Origin of the sequence: Isoptericola sediminis, from assembly GCF_013085345.1 — a bacterium.
GTDB classification, from domain to species: Bacteria; Actinomycetota; Actinomycetes; order Actinomycetales; family Cellulomonadaceae; genus Isoptericola; species Isoptericola sediminis.
Genome location: NZ_JABFAJ010000024.1, coordinates 158,996 through 177,618, shown reverse-complemented (window position 1 = coordinate 177,618; position 18,623 = coordinate 158,996). Strand labels below are relative to the sequence as shown.

The following is an 18,623-nucleotide window of genomic DNA, read 5'->3' as shown; positions in this document are numbered from 1 at the left end:
CCGCCCGGGGCGGTCCGTCAGTAGGCGGTGCGCCCCGGATAGGCGTGCCATGCCTCGAACGGGGCGAGCGCGGCGTCGATCCGCAGGTTCTCCATCGGCACCTCCGAGGGCTGCCGGCCGGCGAGCACCTCGTGGAAGTGCCGGTCGTCGAAGCCGGCACGGGCGGCGTCGTCGCGGTCGGCGGCGAACACCACCCGGTCGACGCGCGCCCACAGGGCGGCCCCGAGGCACATCGGGCACGGTTCGCACGAGCTGTACAGCACCGCGCCGCTCAGGTCGAAGACGCCGAGCCGTGCGCACGCCTGCCGCAGCGCGACGACCTCGGCGTGCGCGGTCGGGTCCGTGTCCGTCGTCACACGGTTCGTCCCCTCGGCCACGACCTCGCCGTCGCGGACGACCACCGCGCCGAAGGGCCCGTGACCGGCCGGCACGCTGCGCGTCGCCAGCTCCACGGCCCGGGTGAGCCAGTGCACGTCGTTCGTCATGCCGAGATCGTCCCACGGTTGCCTAAGGTGTCCGGGTGCTGATCTGCCTGCCGCCCTCCGAGGGCAAGACCCCCGCGCCCGACGACGGCGCACCTGTCGACCTCGCGGCGCTCACCGCGCCGGAGCTCACCGCGCAGCGCGAGGCCGTCCTGGACGCGCTGGCCACCGCCAGCGCCCGCGACGACGCCACCGCGGTCCTCAAGGTGGGGGCGGGCCTGGCGGAGGAGGTCGCCCGCAACACCCGGTTGCGCACCGCCCCGACGGCACCGGCGACCGACGTCTACACCGGGGTCCTGTACGCGGCCGCCGGCCTCGGCGACCTCGCCGGTGAGGCGGCGGCCCGTGCGGCGGACGACGTGCGGATCTTCTCGGGCCTGTGGGGCGTCGTCGCGCCGTCCGACCGGATCCCCGCCTACCGGCTGTCCATGGGCGTCACGCTGCCGGGCGTCGGCGGGTTGGCCACCGCCTGGCGGCCGCACCTGACCGCCGCGCTGGCCGAGCGGGCCGCCGGCGACGTCGTCGTCGACTGCCGCTCGTCCGCCTACGTCTCCGCCTGGAAGCCGGCCACCACCGGCGACCACGCCGCCGAGTGGGTGACGGTCCGGGTGGTGCGGGAGGCGGACGGCGAGCGCACCGTCGTCTCGCACAACGCCAAGCACACCCGTGGCGTGCTCACGGGCCACCTGCTGCGTCGCCGAGCCGCTCCCCCGACCTCGGCGACCGGGCTGCTCGCCGCGGCCCGCGAGCTCGACGGCGAGGTGATCGGCACGCAGGTCGGCACCGGGCTCAGCTACCGGATGGTCGCGGCCGAGCTGCACGAGGCCACCGGCGCGCGTCGCCCGCACACCCTGGAGCTCGTCATCGCCTGACCGGTCTCCCGGGCGGGGCGCGTGCCGCCGGCGCACACTGGCGCCATGGCCTACGACGAGGAGCTGGCCGACCGCGTGCGGGAGTCCCTCACCCGGTGGGAGGGTCTCACCGAACGGAAGATGTTCGGCGGCATCGCGTTCATGCTCTCCGGGAACATGGCCGCCGGGGTCCTGCGCGACGCGCTGATGGTGCGGGTCGGCCCGGACGGGTACGAGGACGCCCTGGCCGCAGGCGCCGCCCCGATGAGCAGGGGTCACCGCCAGATGCGGGGGTTCGTCTCGGTGGGACGGGACGAGCTCACCGACCCCGCCACGCTGGACGCCTGGGTGGCCCGCGGCGCCGACCACGCCGCCGCCCTGCCGCCGAAGTGACCGGTCGTCAGTCCGCGGCGGGGTGCCCGACGGCGGTGACCTCGCGGTCCCCGTCCGGCCACAGCCGCACGATGGACAGCGAGCACGGCGGCACGCGGAGGCGCCCCCACCCGGCCGGGGGCGCATCGAGCGCCCGGCCGATCACGGACCGGATCACGGCGGCGTGGGCGACCACGACCGCGGTGCGGCCCACCGTGCCCGCCGCCAGCTCGTCGACCGCGGGGCCGACCCGTTCGCCCAGGTCCGCGTAGGACTCTCCCTCGGGCGGGGCGAAGGATCCGCTGGTGACCCACTTGGCCAGGTCGCCCGGCCAGGTCTCCTCGACCTCCTGAGGCGTCAGGGACTCCCAGACGCCGAAGCGCACCTCGGCGAAGCGCTCGTCCGTCGTGACGTGCACCCCGAGCCGCCGGCCGATCGCGGCGGCGGTCTCCTGGGTGCGCACCATCGGGGAGGCGACCAGCAGGTCGGGCCGGGCGAGGTCGGCCCAGCGCTCGGTGCCGAGCCGGAAGACGGCGTCCGCGGCCTGGGCCGCCTGGCGGCGACCTGCCGTGGTCAGCGACGGCCCGGGCACGTCGCCGCCGGACAGCGCCCCGGCCTCGGTCAGGTGCGTCACGCCGTGCCGCACCAGCACGAGCGTGGCCGGGACCGCGCCGTCGTAGCGCGCCAGGGCTCCGGGGGCGGGTCGGCGGTGCATCAGGAACCGTCGAGGTCGCGCACGAGGATCCGGCCGCACTCCTCGCACCGGACGATCTGCTCCGGGGCGGCTCCGCGCGCGGCGGCGAGGTCACCCGGGTTGAGCTCGAGGCGGCAGCCCTCGCAGCGGTTGCCACGCAGGGCAGCGGCGCCGAGACCGCCGAGCTGGGCGCGCAGGCGGTCGTAGAGGGTCACGAGACCGGCGTCGAGCCCCTCGGCCAGCTGGGCACGCTCCGCCTGGACCTCGCGGGCGGCGGCGTCGATCTCGGCGTAGGCGGCGTCCCGTTCGGCGGCGGCCTTCTCCTGGGCGGCGACGAGCTCGCCGTGCGCGGCCTCGACCTGCCCGAGCGACTCCTGGTGGGCCTCCAGCCGCTCCATGATCTCGAGCTCGGTCTCCTCCAGGACGTTCTGCCGACGGGCGAGCGACTCGAGCTCGCTCACCACGGCCTGGGCGTCCTTGGCACCGAGGGCGCCGCTGTCGAGCCGCTGCTGGTCCTTGTTCGCGCGGGTGCGCACCTGCTCGACGTCGGCCTCGGCCTTGGCGACCTCGCGCTCGAGGTCCGCGACGGCGGTCCGGGAGTCCACGAGCGAGGAGTGCAGGTCCGCGAGCCGCTTGTCCAGCTCGGCCAGCGTCGTCAGCGACGGGTGCTTGCTGCGCTGGTGGGCGAGCTGCTGGAGGCGGGTGTCCAGGGCCTGGACCTGGAGCAGACGACGCTGGTCCTCGACGGGTGCGGTAGCCATGGACGGGTCCTCTCGGTCTGCTCTCCTGATGCCGGTCAGCGCCCGACGCCGCCCACGCGGTGCGTCCACGGGTCGGTCACCAGGGTGCTGACCTTCGTGGTCACCGTACCGTCTCCGAGACCGGCGGAGAGATCCGTGGCCGCGTAGGCCAGCCAGGGCCACTCGGAAGCGAAGTGCGCCACGTCCACGAGGAACGGGGTGCCCGCCTCGCGCCGCTCCGGGTCGGTCGCCTCGAAGACGGCCCGCTCGCGCAGCTCGGAGGCCGGGTGGTGACGCAGGTCGGCGGTGACGTACACGTCGGCGGCCGTCGCCCGCACGGCGTCGAACAGGGAGTCGCCCGACCCGCCGACGACCGCGGCCGTCGTGACCGGGGCCTCGAGGTCGCCGGCCACGCGGACACCCTGGACGGTGGTGGGCAGCACCTGGGCGACGCGTTCGGCGAACTCTCCCAGGGTCGTGGGGTGGTCGAGGGTGCCCACGCGTCCCAGCCCGCGCTCGGTGTCGTCGACGTGCGCGACGAGCGGACGGCGGTCGCTCAGCCCCACGAGGTCGGCCAGGGCGTCCGCGACCCCCCGCGGCGCCGCGTCGGCGTTCGTGTGCGCCACGTACAACCCGCAGCCCGCCGCCAGCAGCCGGTGGACCACGGCGCCCTTGAACGTGGTCGCCGCCACCGAGTGCACGCCGCGCAGGAACAGCGGGTGGTGGGTCACCACGAGGTCCGCCTCCCACTCCACGGCCTCGGCGACGACGTCGGCCACCGGGTCGACGGCGAACAGCACCCGGCGCACCGGCCGCGACGGGTCGCCGGCGACCAGACCGACGGCGTCCCAGCCCTCCGCCGTCGACGGCGGGTAGAGGTCCTCCAGGACGGAGACGACGTCGGCCAGCGTGGGGTGTTCGGCGTTCATGGCCCCGAGCCTAGGACGTGCCGGTCACTCCATGTCCTCGAGCTCCTTGTTGCGGGTCTCGGGGACGAACCGCAGCACGAAGAACAGCGACGCCAGCGCCGCGATCGTGTAGAAGCCGTAGGCGAACCACAGCCCGACCTCCGCCATGGACGGGAAGGAGCTGGAGATCGCGAAGTTGGCCAGCCACTGGGCCGCCGCCGCGATGCCGAGGGCCGTGCCACGGATCTTGTTGTTGAACATCTCCCCCAGCAGCACCCACACCGCCGGACCCCAGGACATCCCGAAGAAGACGACGAACAGGTTGGCGGCCACGAGGGCGACGATGCCGGCGCTGTCGCTGAGGACCGGCTCGAGCTCGCCGGCGTCGTTGGGCACGAGCGGCGCCTGGCTGAACACGATCGTCATCGTCCCGAGGGCCACGAACATGCCGGCCGACCCGATGGTGAGCAGGCGACGTCGGCCGATCCGGTCGATGAGCAGGATCGCCACGACCGTGACGACGATGTTGGTCACCGACGTGATGACGGTCTGCTGCAGGGCGTCGTCCTCGGTGAACCCGACCGCCTGCCACAGCGTCGAGGAGTAGTAGAAGATGACGTTGATCCCGACGAACTGCTGGAAGACGCTCAGCGCGATGCCGATCCAGACGATCGGCAGCAGACCGCCGGTGGGCTTGAGCAGGTCCCGCAGCGAGGTGGCGCGGTCGCGGATGATCGTGCGGCGGATCTCGCTGATGCGGTCGTCGACGCCCTCGGTGAGCACGCTGGACAGCACCTTGCGGGCCTCGTCCTCGCGGCCCTGGTGCACCAGGAACCGGGGGGACTCCGGGATCGACAGCGCGAGCGCGCCGTAGATGACGGCGGGGATGACCTCGGTGAAGAACATCCAGCGCCAGGCGTCGAGGCCGAACCAGAACTCGTTGCCGGCCCCGCCGGCCGCCGCGGCGATGGCGTAGTCGGACAGCAGGGCGATGAAGATGCCGGTGACGATGGCCATCTGCTGCAGGGAGCCGAGGCGCCCGCGGATGTGCGCCGGAGAGATCTCCGCGATGTAGGCCGGCGCGATGACCGACGCCGCCCCGACGCCGAGGCCGCCGATGACGCGCCAGAGGATCATGTCCACCGGGCCGACGGCGAACGTCGAACCGATGGCGGAGATCGTGAACAGCGCCGAGGCGATGACCATGACGCGGACGCGGCCGATCTTGTCGGAGAGCCGTCCGGCGAAGTACGCGCCGACCATGCAGCCGAGCAGCGCCGAGGACACGACGAAGCCCGTGACCCCGGCGCCCATGCCGAAGGCCTCCTGCATGGGCGTGACGGCGCCGTTGATCACCGCCGTGTCGAAGCCGAACAGGAAGCCGCCCAGCGCCGCGGTCACCGCGAGCTGGATCACACGCCCCGCGTGGAACCCCTGCTCCTGGGTCTGTGCCGTGCCTGACATGGTGCCCCTTCCGCCGCTGTCGTCAGAACCCGGCCAGGTTAGGCCCGCACGCCGTCGGGCGCCTGCCGGAGTCGGGGCGCTACTTCGCCTCGTCGTAGGCCGGCACGGCGGCGACCGTCAGGGGGAACGCGACGGGGAACTCGCCGAAGAGCAGCCGTCCGGCCTCCGCGGCCGCCTCGCGCACCTCGTGGGCGACGGCGTCGGCGAGCTCGGCCGGCGCGTGCACGACGACCTCGTCGTGGACGAAGAACACCAGGTGCGGGCGATCGGTGAACGGCGCCGGCGCGCGACCGTCGGTCGCTGCGGTGCCGAGCGCCCAGAGCCGGCGGCGGATCGAGGCCAGCCAGCAGTCCGCCCACTCGGCCGCGGTGCCCTGCACGACGAAGTTCCGCGTGAACCGCCCCCACGCGCGCGCCGAGGACCGGGCGAGCGTCGCGGCGTCCGGGGCGGCGTCGTCCCCGAGCGCACCGGACTGCGCGTCGTCCCAGGCCTGCCCCGGCGGCGGGGAGGACCGCCCGAGCCAGGTGGTCACCACGCCCCCGCGCTCGCCGGTCGCGGCGGCCTCCTCGACCAGTCCCATCGACCGCGGGAAGGCGCTGCGCAGCCGCGGGAGCACCTGACCGCTGACACCCGTGGTCCCGCCGTAGAGCGCGCCGAGCATGCCGACCTTGGCGTGCTCGCGCGAGGCGACGGCACCGCCGGCCACGATGCCGGCGTACAGGTCGCCGTCGCGGCCGGCGCGCGCCATGGCCTCGTCCCGCGCCATCCCGGCGAGCACCCGCGGCTCGAGCTGGGCGGCGTCGGCCACCACCAGCACCCAGCCGGGGTCGGCCCGCACCGCGCCGCGCACACCTTTCGGCAGCTGCAGGGCTCCCCCGCCGGTGGAGGACCAGCGGCCGGTGACGACGCCGCCGACGACGTAGTCGGTGCGGAACCGGTCGCCGCGGACCCACTGGTCGAGCCAGTGCCAGCCGTTCGCGGTGTAGAGCCGGTAGAGGCTCTTGTACTCCAGCAGCGGGGCGATCACCGGGTGCTCGAGGCGCTGGAGCTCCCCCTTGCGCAGGCTGCGCGCCCCCACGCCGGCGTACTCCATGGCACGCAGCAGGTCCGGGTGGGAGTCGGGGTTCAGGGACGCGGGGGCGTCGAGGGCGGCGCGGATCTCGGTGACGAGCGCCTCCAGCCGGTCCGGGCGCAGGCCGGGCGCCGGGCGGGGCCCGAGGGCCTCGGTGAGGATCGCGTCGTGCACGTCCGCGCGCCACGGCAGGCCCGCGTGGTGCATCTCGGCGGCCGCGAGCGCCGCGGCGGACTCCGCGGCCAGCAGCAGCCGCAGCCGGCCGGGCTCCGACGCACCGGCGACCGCGGTCTGCTGGGCGGCCAGCTCGGCCACGGGATCCAGGTCGTCGGCGTCGGCACGCCCCGGGCCGACGTCGCGCGCCGGTCCACCCACGTCGCCGAGGTCGAACAGCGACTCGGCCTGCTGCTCCGGGCGGACCCGGTCGACCGCTCCCCCGGCGACGGTGGGTTCCAGGGCGTCCCAGGGACCCGACGGGGCACCGGCCAGGTCGGAGCCGTGCGCGAACCGCGAGCCGCGCAGCACCCGGTGGGCGAGGCGCAGGTCGTGGGCCCGCTCGACCCGGACCCCGTCGGCGAGCAGGGCGGGGTACCAGCGGTTGGTGTCGACCCAGGTCCAGCGCGACGGTTCCACGGACTCCCGGGCGTGCACGGCGGCGGAGAGCTCGCCCGGCGCCAGCCGCCACGGCGAGGCGTCGTCGGGGTCGCTCCCTGCTCCCTCCGGACGTCGGACGGCCTGGACGACCCCGGAGGCCTGCCGGGCCAGGACGATGTGCACGGGAGCATCCTCGCGCGTCCCTCCGACACCGCGCGGGCGCGGTCCCGCAGGGGGCGACGCGCGTCACGCGCCGGACGGCCCGTGTGGCCGCGACCGCGCGGCGTTCCCCGCGTATCCTGTGAAGGCTTATGAGTCAGAACACCGAGCCCGTCGACGCCGTGCCGCCGATCGCCGCACCCGACCAGGCGTCCCGCCCCGACGGCGGTGCGTGAGGTGGCACCGGACGACGGCCGCTCCGGCGGCGGAGTGATCCTCGGCGGCCGGTACGTGCTCGGGGACGTCCTCGGCACGGGTGGGACCTACACCGCCTACGAGGCCACCCGGGTGGACGCGGGACCCGACGACGCCGAACCCGCGCTCCTCGTCAAGACCCTGCACCCGCACCTCGTCGACGACGAGGCCGCGCGCGCCGCGATGGACCGCGAGATCGCCGCGTCACAGCAGATCGACGACCCGCACGTGGCGACGGTCCTCGACTCCGGCGAGGACGAGGTCGCCGGGGCGACCGTGCCGTGGGTCCTGACCCGGCGCTTCCCCGGCGCCCCTCTGTCCGAGACGGTGGCCGGCACCGGCCTGCCGTGGCGGGAGGCCCTGGTCGTCGTGGACGGGGTGCTCGGTGCGCTCGCGGCCGTGCACGCCGCCGGACTCGTGCACCGGGACGTGAGCCCGCGCAACGTCGTCGTCTCGCGGCACGAGGAGAGCGTCCCCACGGTGGGGCTGATCGACCTCGGGCTCGCCACTCCCGGCGACGCGGAGGGCGACGCGGGTGTCGTGACGGGTTCGGCCCTGGGCATGTCCCCCGAGCAGGCTCGTGGCAGGCCGCTGGACGAGCGCAGCGACGTGTACGCGGTGGGCGCCCTGGCGTACTACGTCCTGACCGGGCACCCGCCGTACGAGCGGGCGACACCGGACGACGTGCTGCGCGCCCACGTCGGGGCCCCGGTCCCGGCGCCGTCGGCCCGACGAGCGACCGTGCCGGCCGCCGTGGACCGGTTCGTGGCGCAGGCGATGGCGAAGGACCCGGCACGACGTTTCGCCTCGGCCGCCGCCATGCGTGCGGCGGTGGCGTCGCTGCTCGGCGGGTCCGCCGCCGTCGCGGCGCCCGGGGGCGGGTCGTCCCCCGACCAGACGATGGACCTGGACCGCGTCGACGAGAACGACCCGCACCGGACCGCCGCGCTCGGAGCGGTCGGCGCCGCCGCGGCCGCGGCCGCGGTGAACGACCTGGGTGCGGAGCTGCAGCGGACACGGCAGATCGCCGCGGTCGAGGACGGAGACGCCGCCGCGACCGAGGACGACGTCGTGGTGGCGGCCGAGGACGGCGGCGACACCGCGGCCGCCACGACCGGGACGGCTGCCGCCGCGGCCCTCGGCGCAGGCGCCGGTGCCGGCTCGGCGTTCGGCGCGGATGCTGCCGCGGCGGACCCGGGTGCCGGAGGGACCGGCGCCGACGGCCCCGGCACGGGTGCCGGGACGGCCCCTGCGGGACGACGTCGGCGGTGGGTCCTCGTCGGGGCGGCAGCCCTCGTCCTCGCGGCCGCCGTGGGGGCGATGATGACCTGGCCCCTGCTGGACGGGGAGGACGCGGCACCGGTCGTGCCGGTCCTGCAGAGCCCGTCGCCGTCGCCCACGCCGGAACCGTCGCCGTCACCGACGACGAGCGGCCCGACCTCCGAGCCGGAGGCGCCGACGTCGGAGCCCACGTCGGCACCGACCCGCACCGAGGAGCCGACGCAGGAGCCGACGGACTCACCCTCGCCGACCGACGACCCCTCGCCGACGGACGACCCGACGACCACCGCACCGGAGCCGGAACCGACCGCCACCCGGACCAGCACGCCCGCGCCGGAACCGACCGCCACCCAGACCAGCACGCCCGCGCCGGAACCGACCGCCACCCAGACCAGCACGCCCGATCCCGCGCCGGCACCCAGCGAGGACGCGGACCCGATCGCCGCACCGAGCCGCAGCGCCTCGCCCACCCCCTGACGGGGGGGGCGACCGGAACCTCCCGGGCGCCACGGCGCGGGCGCGGCCCTGCCGCGTCACACCCCGGGGCCGCCGGCGATGTAGTCGGTCAGCTGGTCCCGCTCGGCCTGGACCTCGGCCATCCGGCGCTTGACGACGTCCCCGATGCTGACGATGCCGACCAGCCTGCCGTCGTCCAGGACGGGGACGTGCCGGATGCGGCGCTCGGTCATCACGAGCATGAGGTCGTCGAGGGACGTCCCGGGGGTGCAGGTGTGGACGTCGACGGTCATGATGCGCGTCACCGGACCGTCGAGGACCTCGTCACCGTCGGCGTGCAGCCGGCGGACCACGTCGCGCTCGCTGACGATGCCGTCGACGTGCATGCCGTCGACGGACACGACGACGGCGCCGATCCGGTGCTCGGCGAGCAGCGCCAGCATCTCGCGCACGGTCGATCCCGGCGCGATGGTGACCACGCCCTCGCCCTTGTGCCGCAACGTCTCTGTCACCCGCATCCCGGACACCTCCGTGGTGTGCACGCCGGGACCTCGTCGTCCCGGCCTCCTGCCACGACGCTACGACATCGGCCCGCGCTCGCTCTGCGGCCTCGCGCCGGTCGGGGTGTCCCGCCCCGGCAGGGATTCACCCGACGGGGTGGCGGCGCCCACCCGGCGAGCGGGTGAACCGTGGCTACGCTCGACACCAGGAGGGCGTCCCGCGGCGGCCAGGACCTTGCGGGCGCGGCGAGGTCGCCGGCACCACACCACGAAGGAGCGGTGATGACCGAGCTCACCACGCTCGAGGGCGGCACCGCACGGCTCGACGCCGAGCTGGACGCGCTCGCCGCCGCCCTGACCGGCCGCCTGGTCCGCGCCGAGGACGACGACTACGACGCGGCCCGGGCCCTGTGGAACGGCGTCACGGAGCGGCGTCCCGCCGCGATCGTGCGCTGCGCCACCACCGAGGACGTCCGTCGCACCGTCCTGCTGGCCGCCGAGCACCACCTGCTGGTCGCCGTCCGCGGGGGCGGGCACAACGTGGCCGGGACCGCCGGCGTCGACGGCGGGCTCGTCATCGACCTCGGCGAGATGCGGGACGTCTCGGTGGACCCCGGGGCCCGGCTGGCACGGGTGGCCGGCGGCGCCCGCCTCGGCGACCTGGACGCCGCCTCCCAGGAGCACGGCCTGGCGACGCCGGCCGGGGTGTTCTCCGACACCGGTCTCGGCGGGCTCGGTCTGACCGGAGGGATCGGCTGGTTGCGCCGCCGGTTCGGCCTGACCTGCGACAACATCGTCGGTGCCACGATCGTCGCCGCCGACGGGTCGGTGCACCACGTCGACGAGGAGTCCGACCCCGAGCTGTTGTGGGGGCTGCGCGGCGGGGGCGGGAACCTCGGCGTGGTCACCGAGTTCGTGGTGCGGCTGCACCCCGTCGGGCCCGAGGTCTACGCAGGGTTCGTCGTCCACCGGGCCGAACGCGCCATGGAGGTGCTGCACGCCTACCGCGACTGGTCCGCCGACCTGCCCGACGAGGTCTCCTCGATGGCCGTGCTGGGGGCCGCTCCCGAGGACGACGCGATCCCCGCCGAGCTCACCGGGCAGCCGTGCGTCATCGTGCTGGCCTGCGTCACCGACCCCGCGCGCGGTCCCGAGCTGCTGGCTCCGATCCGCGACCTGCCCGACCCGGCGGCCGACCTCAGCGGCCCGATGCCCTACGTCGAGCTGCAGCAGATCTTCGACGCCGACTACCCGAACGGGATGCGCTACTACTGGCGCTCGGTGCACCTGCCCGAGCTCTCGGAGGAGGCGCTGCGGCGCGCCGTCGACCAGACGTACCGCCGTCCCTCGGCGCTGTCCACCATCGATCTGTGGCACATGGGCGGCGCGATGTCCCGGGTCGCGCCGGAGGACACGGCGTTCGGTGACCGCAGCGCGCCCTACCTGGTGGGGATCGAGGCGAACTGGACGGACCCCGGTGACGACGAGGCCAACGTGCGGTGGGCCCGGGCGTGCGCGGCCGACCTCGACGACCTGTCGACGGGACGCGAGTACCTCAACTTTCCCGGGTTCCAGGAGGGCGGCCAGGCGACGCTGCGGGCGGCCCACGGCGAGGCGAACTACGCCCGGCTGCGCGCCCTCAAGCAGCGCATGGACCCGGACAACCTGTTCCGACTGCACCAGAACGTCGCGCCCTGAGGAGAGGAACGATGATCGAGAAGAGCGAGATCTGGTCGCGCGGGGTCGTCGTCGGCGTCGACGGGTCGCACGAGAGCTACCACGCGTTCGACTGGGCCCTGGCCGCGGCCGAGCGTCACCACGCCACGCTGACGGTGACCCATGCCCGCACGGTGCCCGCGGGACCGATCAGCCCCGTGCCCGCCTACGACCCCGAGCTCCTGCGCGACGAGGGCGAGCGGATCCTCAGCGAGGTCCTCTCGCGGGTCGGACCGCGCCGCGAGGGCGCACCGCCCGTGCGCTCCGCACCGAGCGTCGGGGCGGCGGACGCCGTCCTGGCCGGGTACTCCCGCGACGTCGACCTGGTGGTGGTGGGTCGCCGGGGCCGGAGCGAGACCCGGCACGCGCTGGGATCGGTGTCCGCGGCGACCGCGGCCCACGCCCGGGGGCCGGTCGCGGTCGTGCCGACGGCCGCCCAGGGCACGGCCCCGGAACGGGTGGTCGTGGGCATCGGGTTCGACGACGACCCCTCCGCGGCGCTGGACCTGGCGTTCTCCGAGGCGCACCGGTGCGGCAGTCCCGTCGTGCTCGTGCACGCCGTGCAGCCCTCGACCCGTGCCGCCCGGGAGGCCGGCTCGGGCCGGGACGAGGACGTCCGGGCCGCGCTGCGCGGTCTGGCCGAGAGCTGGTCCGTGCTCCACCCGGACGTGGAGTGCCAGGTCGAGGTGGCCGAGGGCGACCCGGCGGACGCGCTGCTCACCCGGGTGACGGCCTCGGACCTGCTGGTCGTCGGCGGGCACCGGCACCCCCGGTTCGTCGGCCGGCTGCTCGGGTCGGTGCCGGACGCCCTGCTCGGCGACGCGCCCTGCGTGGTGGTCGTGGCCCACACCGGCCGCCCGCACCACGACGAGGACTGACGACGTCGATGCGGGCCTGGACGACCGGCACCGAGCCCGCTCGCCTGACGATGTCCGACGTCGCCGTCCCGGAGCCCGGGGCCGACGAGGTGCTCGTGCGCGTCGAGGCCTCGGGGGTGTGCCGGACCGACCTGCACGTCGTGGACCAGGAGCTCCCGGTCCACCGGCCGCACGTGGTGCCCGGGCACCAGGTCGTCGGGACGGTCGAGGGCACGGGACCGGCCGTCCGCCGGCTGCGACCGGGTGACCGTGTCGGGGTCGCCTGGCTGCGCCGCACCTGCGGAGCCTGCCGCTGGTGCCGGGAGGGGCGCGAGAACCTCTGCCCCGACTCGCTATACACCGGGTGGGACGCCGACGGCGGGTTCGCGGAGTGCACGACCGTGCCGGAGGCCTTCGCGTACCCGCTGACGTCCGACCACGACCCGGTGACGACGGCTCCCCTGCTGTGCGCGGGGATCATCGGCTACCGGGCTCTGACGCGAGCTGCGCTCCCGCCGGGCGGACGGCTGGGGATCTACGGCTTCGGATCCAGCGCGCACCTCACGGCCCAGGTGGCGGCCGCCCGGGGCGCGGAGCTGTTCGTCATGACGCGGGGCGAGCAGAACCGGGAGCTCGCACGGCACGCCGGGGCCGCCTTCGTCGGCGGTGCCACCGACGTGCCCCCGGTGCGGCTCGACGCCGCGATCGTGTTCGCCCCCGCCGGCGAGCTGGTGCCGTGCGCGCTGCAGGCCACCGAGCGGGGCGGCACGGTGGTGCTGGCCGGCATCCACATGACCGACATCCCGGCCATGGGCTACCAGGAGAACCTGTTCGACGAACGCGACCTGCGCACCGTCACGGCGAACACACGGGCGGACGGCGCCGCGCTGCTCCGGCTCGCGACCACGCTACGGCTGACGCCGACCGTCACGCGCTACCCCTTCACCGCTGCGGACGCGGCGCTGGACGACCTGCGTGCCGGACGCGCCTCGGGCTCGCTGGTGCTCGAGCCGGACTGAGACCGCCGGGCACCTCGGTCCGGCCACGGCCGCGGCGCGCCCAGGCCTTCTCCGCGGTGTCGGCGACGAGGACGGCGACCGGTGCGAGAACGGCCACCGCCCATCCGACCTCGCTGGGCGGGCTGCCGCCGAGCACACCGGCCAGGAGCGGGGACAGGAAGAGGCCCAGCAGGACCACGTCGACCGCGACCGCCACCAGGAGCAGGCGGTTCCCCAGGACCGGGAGCGCGCCGACCCAGGAGCGCTCGCTCCGGCAGGCGAACGCGTTGGCGAGCTGGCCGAGCACCACCGCGGTGAACGCCGCGCCGGAAGCGGTCGCCAGCACCGGCGCGGACGGCTCGACGCCGAGAGCCCAGCCGGCCGCACCGAGGACGGCCAGGAACGCCGCCATCTCCACCACCGCCTCCGCGGGTCCCAGCACCCCGAAGACCCGACCGAGCAGACGCCGGTCCACGAGCTCGCCGGTGAGCGGCCCGCGGCGCATCACCGTGCGGTCGGGAGGCTCCGCTCCCAGTGCCAGCGCCGGCAGCAGGTCGGCGCCGATGTCGAGGGCGAGGACCTGCAGCACGGTCAGCGCGAGGGGGACCTGACCTGCCGAGACGGCCCACACGAGGAACGGCGTCAGCTCGGCGACGTTGTCGGTCAGGTGGTACGTGAGGAACTTGCGGATGTTCGAGAACGTCGAGCGCCCCAGCTCGACAGCATCCACGATCGTGGCGAAGTTGTCGTCGAGCAGGATCAGGTCGGCCGCCTCGCGCGCCACGTCCGACCCGCTGCGGCCCATCGCGATACCGACGTCCGCCTCGCGCAGCGCCGGCCCGTCGTTCACCCCGTCGCCGGTCATCGCCACGACGTGGCCCCGCGCCCGCAGGGCCCGGGCGATCCGCACCTTGTCCTCGGGGGTGACCCGGGCGAAGACGGCACCGTCGTGGTCGACGAGCTCGGCCAGCCGGCGGTCGTCGGCGGGCAGGTCCGCTCCCTCGACCAGCGGCGCACCGTCCCGGGAGAGCCCGACCTCACGGGCCACGTGCGCCGCAGTCCCGCGGTGGTCCCCCGTCACCATGACGAGCATGACCCCCGCCGCCCGACAGGCCGCCACCGCGGCGGGGGCGTCGTCGCGGACCGGGTCGTCCAGGCCCACGAGCCCGAGGAGGTGCAGGTCCGTCTCGACCGCGGAGACGGCACCGTCCTCGTCCCCGGGCCGGACCGCTCGGGACGCCACGGCGAGGACACGCAGGCCACGCTCGGTGAGCCGCGCCACGGCGTCGGCCGCCGCTCCGTCGTCGTCGGTCAAGGGCAGGACCGAGTCCGTGGCGCCCTTGACGTAGACGCGATCACCCGCGACGACGGACATGCGCCGGCGGCGAGCGTCGAAGGGCAGCCGACGACGCAGCGGGCGGTCGACCTCCTCGCGCTCGAGCGCGACGCCGGTCCGGAGCGACAGCACGTGCAGGGCCACCTCCATGGGATCTCCGTGCGTGGTCCACCGCTCGGCGCTGCGGACCGCGCGGCCGGTCGAGCACCGCGCGGCCGCGAGCGCCACCTCCCGCACGGCGCTCGCCGCGGCGTCGTCGCTGACCGTGACCCGAGCGGTCGGCGCGTACCCGTGACCGACGACCGACGCCGAACCCTGCGGGGTCCAGACCTCGACGACCGACATCTCGTTGCGCGTCAGCGTCCCGGTCTTGTCGGTGCAGACGACCGTCGTCGACCCCATGGTCTCGACCGACTCGAGGTGACGGACGAGCGCGTCCCGCTGGGCCATGCGCTGGGCACCACGAGCCAAGGAGAGCGTCACCGTGGGCAGGAGCCCTTCGGGCACCAGCGCGACCGTGACACCGACGGCGAAGAGGAACCCGTCGGACAGCGGCATGCCCAGCGCCCAGGAGACGGCGAAGAACGTGCCCCCGGCCGCGAGTGCGACACCCGCCACGACGTGCACGACCCGCCGCAGGCGGACCGCCAGCGGGCTCGGGGGACGTCGGGCTCGCCGCGCCAGCCTCACGACGTCGGCGAACTGCGTGCCGAGCCCCGTCGCCTCCACCTCGACCTCCGCCTCACCCTCCATGACGAAGGTCCCGGTGCGCACGACGTCGCCGACGTCCCGGTGCGCGGCCGTGCTCTCGCCGGTCAGCAGGGACTCGTCGACCGCGAGACCGGCCGTCACCACCACGCGTCCGTCGGCGCTCACCCCGTCCCCCGCCTCGAGCACGAGCAGGTCGCCCACGACGACGTCCTCCGCCGGGACGGACCGTCGCCGCCCGTCACGCACGACGGTCGCCCGGGCCGGGACGAGCTCGAGCAGGGCGTGCCCCGCACGGTCCGCCCGGTACTCCTGGACGAAGGCGAAGACGCCGTTGATCGCCACGACCACCACCGCGGCGACGGCGAGCTCGGGCATCCCGGCGACGAGGGCCAGGGCCGCGGCGCCCCAGAGGAGCATCGCGAAGAAGTGGGTGAACTGGACGGCGAGCAGTCGGACCGGCGAGATCGGCCGCGGCCTCGGCACCACGTTGGCGCCCGTCAGCAGGAGTCGGTGCGCGGCCTCCGCTGACGACAGTCCGGTGCCGCCGAGGGAAGGCACGTCAGGCCCGCTGGAGCATCTCCAGGGCACGACGGGCCAGGCGCTCGCCCCACTGCCGGGCGCGGTCCCGCTCGTGCGGCAGCAGCGGCCCCTCGACGTCGGCGACGTAGAACGAGGCGCCGCGGTCCACGACCCGGTGCCCCTCGTTGCGCAGCGCCCGCGCGGCAGCGTGCGCGGCGGACCCGGGCAGGTGGCGCACCTTCTCCACGCGGGTGTCGAAGGTGGCGTACAGACGCCCCTCCCGGTCCGGTTCGAGGCGGTCGATCCACTCCCGGATCCCCGGGTAGTCGGTCGGGCGGTCACCCATCCGCTCCTGGGCCTCGTGCCGGGTCTGCGGCCGGCTCATCCCGAAGGCGTGGGTCGGACCGCCGACGACGACGAGGTCCTCGCCGTCGGACTCGTCGTCGCCCAGGCTGGTCACGGACCGGACGCGGACGGGCATGTGCTCGGCGATCCCGTCGCCGACGGCCCGTGCCACCAGGGCCGTGTTGCCGAAGCTGGACTCGTAGACCACGAGTGCGGACATGGTGCTCATCTCCTCGGCGCGTGCGCGCTCTCAGCCGGCCTCGACCTCGGGGCCGTGGACCGGCATGACGATCCGGGTCCGCCAGGTGGCCGGGTCGGGGTCGGACTCGGGGCCGGCCTCGTAGAACTCCCAGGACTGGTCCAGCGGCTCCAGGTGGCGCTCGGCCATCCACGACTCCAGGTCCGCGTACGTCGCGGCCAGCCCGTCGTAGCCGCCGTGGTGGACGGTCTCCACGACGCGGGCCTCCGGCAGCACGTCGGCGGTGGGCTCGCCCGGCCCGGGGTCGTCGATCGTGAGCGTCGCCGGCTCGGCGAGGGGGAAGCCGACCTCGACGTCGAAGCCGCCGGCCATCCGGCCGCGGTACCGGGCGTACGGCGGCCCGGCGGGCTGCACCCCACCGTGCTCCATCGCCGCGGTCAGCACGGGCAGGACGCGCGCGAAGAGCGCGGGCATGTCCTCCTGGCTCACCATCTGGCGCAGTCCGAACGTGGGCTGCTCCAGCGACTCGATGAGATGGATCTCTCGCGTCTCGGCCATGGCTCCTCGACCTCCCGGCGGTCCGCGCGGTGCGCCGTCGCCCGCTGCTTCCCACGATCGGCCGGGGTAGTCCGCCCGGATAGGGCCGATGGTCCCGGAGAGGTCGGCCGGAGGTCCCGGCCGCCTCGGACTCCGGGGCCGGGACCGACCCGGGCTGTCAGTCCACCAGGACCTTCTCGCCGGACCGCGGGACGACGGCGACGCAGCCGACCTCGTCACGGATGCGTCCGGCCAGGGCGGCCGACGCCTGCTCCTCGCCGTGGACGACGTAGACGACCTCGGGCGGCTCCGGCATCTGCCGGAGCCAGTCGACCAGCTCGCTCGCGTCGGCGTGGACGGAGAACTCCTGGTCCTCGACGATCTCGGCCTTGACCGGCACGTACCGGCCCATCATCTTCACCTCGCGGGCACCGTCGCGCAGCATGCTGCCGCGCGTGCCGACCGCCTGGTAGCCGGTCAGGACCACGCAGTTCCGTCGGTCCGGGAGCAGGTGGCGCAGGTGGTGGACGACCCGGCCGCCGGACGCCATCCCCGAGGCGGACACGATGATGCAGGGCTGCCGCGGCGAGTTGAGCCGCATCGACTCCTCCGGGGTCCGCGCCGCGTGCAGCGACGGGAGGTCGACGAAGCTCGACATGCCCTCGCGCAGCTCTCCGGCCACCTCGGCGCGCCCGTAGACGTCGAGGGCGGCCAGCGCCATCGGGCTGTCGACGAAGACCGGGACCGGAGGGATCTGCCCCTCGCGGACCATCGCGGACAGGGCGTGCAGGACCAGCTCCGTGCGGTCGACCGCGAAGGCCGGTACGAGCACCACGCCGCCTCGACGGATCGTGCGCCGCACGGCGTCCGCGAACGCGGCGTGCGCCCGGGACGGCTCGAGGTGCTCCCGGTCGCCGTAGGTGGACTCGATCACCACCGTGCGTGCCGACGGCGGGTCCGCGCGCGGTCGCAGCACCGGGTGCTCCGTACGACCGAGGTCTCCGGAGAAGAGCACCCGGGCGGACCCGGCACGAGCCAGCACGCTGGCCGAGCCCAGGACGTGCCCGGCACGGTACAGCCGGACGTCGGCGTCGCTCCCGAGGTCGACGTCGACGTCGAAGGGCACGGTCTCGAACCTCTCGATCGCCCGCTCGGCGTCCGCGACCGTGTAGAGGGGCAGGGGCGGGTCGTGACGGGACCACCCTCCGGCACGGGCCAGGTCCGCGTCCCGCTCCTGCAGGTTCGCGCTGTCCCGCAGGACGATCGCCGTCAGCGCGGCCGTCCCCTCGGTCATCCGGATCGACCCCTCGTAGCCGTCACGCACGAGGACCGGGAGGAACCCGCAGTGGTCCAGGTGGCAGTGCGTCAGCACGACGTCGTCGATGGTCCGCGGCGGGACCGGGAAGGCGTCCCAGTTCTTCCGCCTCCACCGCCGCTCCCCCTGGTACAGGCCGCAGTCGACCAGGAGCCGCCGCTCTGCGGACTCGATCAGGAACCGGCTCCCCGTGACGGTCCCGGCGCCACCGAGGAAGGTCAGTGCGACCGATGCTGCCTCGCTCATGCGCACTCCTCGGGTC

At 75.0% G+C, this 18,623-nt stretch carries 17 protein-coding genes; 6 read left to right on the top strand and 11 right to left on the bottom strand.

What is annotated here, in order from left to right:
• Nucleotides 1-17 precede the first annotated feature (17 nt).
• Nucleotides 18-485 carry a nucleoside deaminase gene (locus tag HLI28_RS13235; protein WP_171248032.1) on the bottom strand — a complete coding sequence of 156 codons (468 nt, stop codon included), beginning with the start codon at nucleotides 483-485 and terminating at the stop codon, nucleotides 18-20.
• A 35-nt stretch (nucleotides 486-520) separates the two neighbouring features.
• Between HLI28_RS13235 and HLI28_RS13230 the strand changes: the two genes are divergently transcribed.
• Entirely contained in the window at nucleotides 521-1,354 is an 834-nt protein-coding gene (locus tag HLI28_RS13230) for a peroxide stress protein YaaA (protein WP_171248031.1), read from the top strand.
• A 45-nt stretch (nucleotides 1,355-1,399) separates the two neighbouring features.
• Entirely contained in the window at nucleotides 1,400-1,726 is a 327-nt protein-coding gene (locus HLI28_RS13225) for a TfoX/Sxy family protein (protein ID WP_171248030.1), read from the top strand.
• Between the two features lie 7 nt (nucleotides 1,727-1,733).
• On the opposite strand, the gene HLI28_RS13220 is transcribed toward HLI28_RS13225, so the two are convergent.
• From HLI28_RS13220 to HLI28_RS13200, 5 genes are all read right to left on the bottom strand, one after another.
• The gene (locus tag HLI28_RS13220) at nucleotides 1,734-2,420 is read right to left on the bottom strand and encodes a histidine phosphatase family protein (protein WP_171248029.1); all 687 of its coding nucleotides are present in this window, start codon (nucleotides 2,418-2,420) and stop codon (nucleotides 1,734-1,736) included.
• Nucleotides 2,420-3,160, bottom strand: coding sequence for a zinc ribbon domain-containing protein (locus tag HLI28_RS13215; protein ID WP_171248028.1), 741 nt, complete (start codon nucleotides 3,158-3,160; stop codon nucleotides 2,420-2,422). The genes HLI28_RS13220 and HLI28_RS13215 overlap by 1 nt, the downstream gene beginning before the upstream one ends.
• Before the next feature lie 35 nt (nucleotides 3,161-3,195).
• Entirely contained in the window at nucleotides 3,196-4,068 is an 873-nt protein-coding gene (locus tag HLI28_RS13210) for a Nif3-like dinuclear metal center hexameric protein (protein WP_171248027.1), read from the bottom strand.
• Between the two features lie 24 nt (nucleotides 4,069-4,092).
• Nucleotides 4,093-5,511, bottom strand: a complete 1,419-nt coding sequence (locus HLI28_RS13205; RefSeq protein WP_171248026.1) for a sugar porter family MFS transporter — start codon at nucleotides 5,509-5,511, stop codon at nucleotides 4,093-4,095.
• A 79-nt stretch (nucleotides 5,512-5,590) separates the two neighbouring features.
• Nucleotides 5,591-7,360, bottom strand: coding sequence for a bifunctional 3'-5' exonuclease/DNA polymerase (locus HLI28_RS13200; protein ID WP_171248025.1), 1,770 nt, complete (start codon nucleotides 7,358-7,360; stop codon nucleotides 5,591-5,593).
• Between the two features lie 213 nt (nucleotides 7,361-7,573).
• Between HLI28_RS13200 and HLI28_RS13195 the strand changes: the two genes are divergently transcribed.
• A complete protein-coding gene (locus HLI28_RS13195) occupies nucleotides 7,574-9,349 on the top strand; it encodes a protein kinase domain-containing protein (protein ID WP_171248024.1) in 1,776 nt (591 codons plus the stop codon).
• A 56-nt stretch (nucleotides 9,350-9,405) separates the two neighbouring features.
• Here the strand turns inward: HLI28_RS13195 and HLI28_RS13190 are convergent, their stop codons facing one another.
• Complete coding sequence (locus HLI28_RS13190; protein ID WP_425483394.1) at nucleotides 9,406-9,870, bottom strand: CBS domain-containing protein; 465 nt, start codon at nucleotides 9,868-9,870, stop codon at nucleotides 9,406-9,408.
• A 240-nt stretch (nucleotides 9,871-10,110) separates the two neighbouring features.
• Here HLI28_RS13190 and HLI28_RS13185 point away from each other — a divergent pair, with 240 nt between their 5' ends.
• Genes HLI28_RS13185 through HLI28_RS13175 form a run of 3 tightly spaced genes read left to right on the top strand, consistent with a single transcriptional unit; the run spans nucleotide 10,111 to nucleotide 13,420 of the window.
• On the top strand, nucleotides 10,111-11,526 hold the full coding sequence (locus HLI28_RS13185; protein WP_171248023.1) for an FAD-binding oxidoreductase: 1,416 nt from the start codon (nucleotides 10,111-10,113) through the stop codon (nucleotides 11,524-11,526).
• Nucleotides 11,527-11,537: 11 nt separating this feature from the next.
• Nucleotides 11,538-12,422 carry a universal stress protein gene (locus HLI28_RS13180; RefSeq protein WP_171248022.1) on the top strand — a complete coding sequence of 295 codons (885 nt, stop codon included), beginning with the start codon at nucleotides 11,538-11,540 and terminating at the stop codon, nucleotides 12,420-12,422.
• Between the two features lie 8 nt (nucleotides 12,423-12,430).
• Nucleotides 12,431-13,420 (top strand): zinc-dependent alcohol dehydrogenase family protein, encoded by a 990-nt coding sequence (locus tag HLI28_RS13175; RefSeq protein ID WP_171248021.1) that lies wholly within the window; start codon nucleotides 12,431-12,433, stop codon nucleotides 13,418-13,420.
• On the opposite strand, the gene HLI28_RS13170 is transcribed toward HLI28_RS13175, so the two are convergent.
• The 4 genes from HLI28_RS13170 to HLI28_RS13155 form a co-directional block, all read right to left on the bottom strand.
• The gene (locus tag HLI28_RS13170) at nucleotides 13,344-16,004 is read right to left on the bottom strand and encodes an HAD-IC family P-type ATPase (RefSeq protein ID WP_171248020.1); all 2,661 of its coding nucleotides are present in this window, start codon (nucleotides 16,002-16,004) and stop codon (nucleotides 13,344-13,346) included. The genes HLI28_RS13175 and HLI28_RS13170 overlap by 77 nt on opposite strands.
• A 1-nt stretch (nucleotide 16,005) precedes the next feature.
• The gene (locus HLI28_RS13165; RefSeq protein ID WP_171248019.1) at nucleotides 16,006-16,530 is read right to left on the bottom strand and encodes a flavodoxin family protein; all 525 of its coding nucleotides are present in this window, start codon (nucleotides 16,528-16,530) and stop codon (nucleotides 16,006-16,008) included.
• 30 nt (nucleotides 16,531-16,560) lie between these two features.
• Complete coding sequence (locus HLI28_RS13160; RefSeq protein ID WP_171248018.1) at nucleotides 16,561-17,067, bottom strand: GyrI-like domain-containing protein; 507 nt, start codon at nucleotides 17,065-17,067, stop codon at nucleotides 16,561-16,563.
• Nucleotides 17,068-17,224: 157 nt separating this feature from the next.
• Nucleotides 17,225-18,607 carry an MBL fold metallo-hydrolase RNA specificity domain-containing protein gene (locus tag HLI28_RS13155; RefSeq protein ID WP_171248017.1) on the bottom strand — a complete coding sequence of 461 codons (1,383 nt, stop codon included), beginning with the start codon at nucleotides 18,605-18,607 and terminating at the stop codon, nucleotides 17,225-17,227.
• Between the last annotated feature and the right edge of the window lie 16 nt (nucleotides 18,608-18,623).

Coding starts and splice junctions, on each gene's coding strand:
- HLI28_RS13185 (WP_171248023.1), top strand. CDS start 10,111: ATGACCGAGCTCACCACGCTCGAGGGCGGCACCGCACGGCTCGACGCC.
- HLI28_RS13215 (WP_171248028.1), bottom strand. CDS start 3,160: ATGGCTACCGCACCCGTCGAGGACCAGCGTCGTCTGCTCCAGGTCCAG.
- HLI28_RS13235 (WP_171248032.1), bottom strand. CDS start 485: ATGACGAACGACGTGCACTGGCTCACCCGGGCCGTGGAGCTGGCGACG.
- HLI28_RS13155 (WP_171248017.1), bottom strand. CDS start 18,607: ATGAGCGAGGCAGCATCGGTCGCACTGACCTTCCTCGGTGGCGCCGGG.
- HLI28_RS13165 (WP_171248019.1), bottom strand. CDS start 16,530: ATGTCCGCACTCGTGGTCTACGAGTCCAGCTTCGGCAACACGGCCCTG.
- HLI28_RS13175 (WP_171248021.1), top strand. CDS start 12,431: ATGCGGGCCTGGACGACCGGCACCGAGCCCGCTCGCCTGACGATGTCC.
- HLI28_RS13220 (WP_171248029.1), bottom strand. CDS start 2,420: ATGCACCGCCGACCCGCCCCCGGAGCCCTGGCGCGCTACGACGGCGCG.
- HLI28_RS13160 (WP_171248018.1), bottom strand. CDS start 17,067: ATGGCCGAGACGCGAGAGATCCATCTCATCGAGTCGCTGGAGCAGCCC.
- HLI28_RS13205 (WP_171248026.1), bottom strand. CDS start 5,511: ATGTCAGGCACGGCACAGACCCAGGAGCAGGGGTTCCACGCGGGGCGT.
- HLI28_RS13225 (WP_171248030.1), top strand. CDS start 1,400: ATGGCCTACGACGAGGAGCTGGCCGACCGCGTGCGGGAGTCCCTCACC.
- HLI28_RS13210 (WP_171248027.1), bottom strand. CDS start 4,068: ATGAACGCCGAACACCCCACGCTGGCCGACGTCGTCTCCGTCCTGGAG.
- HLI28_RS13180 (WP_171248022.1), top strand. CDS start 11,538: ATGATCGAGAAGAGCGAGATCTGGTCGCGCGGGGTCGTCGTCGGCGTC.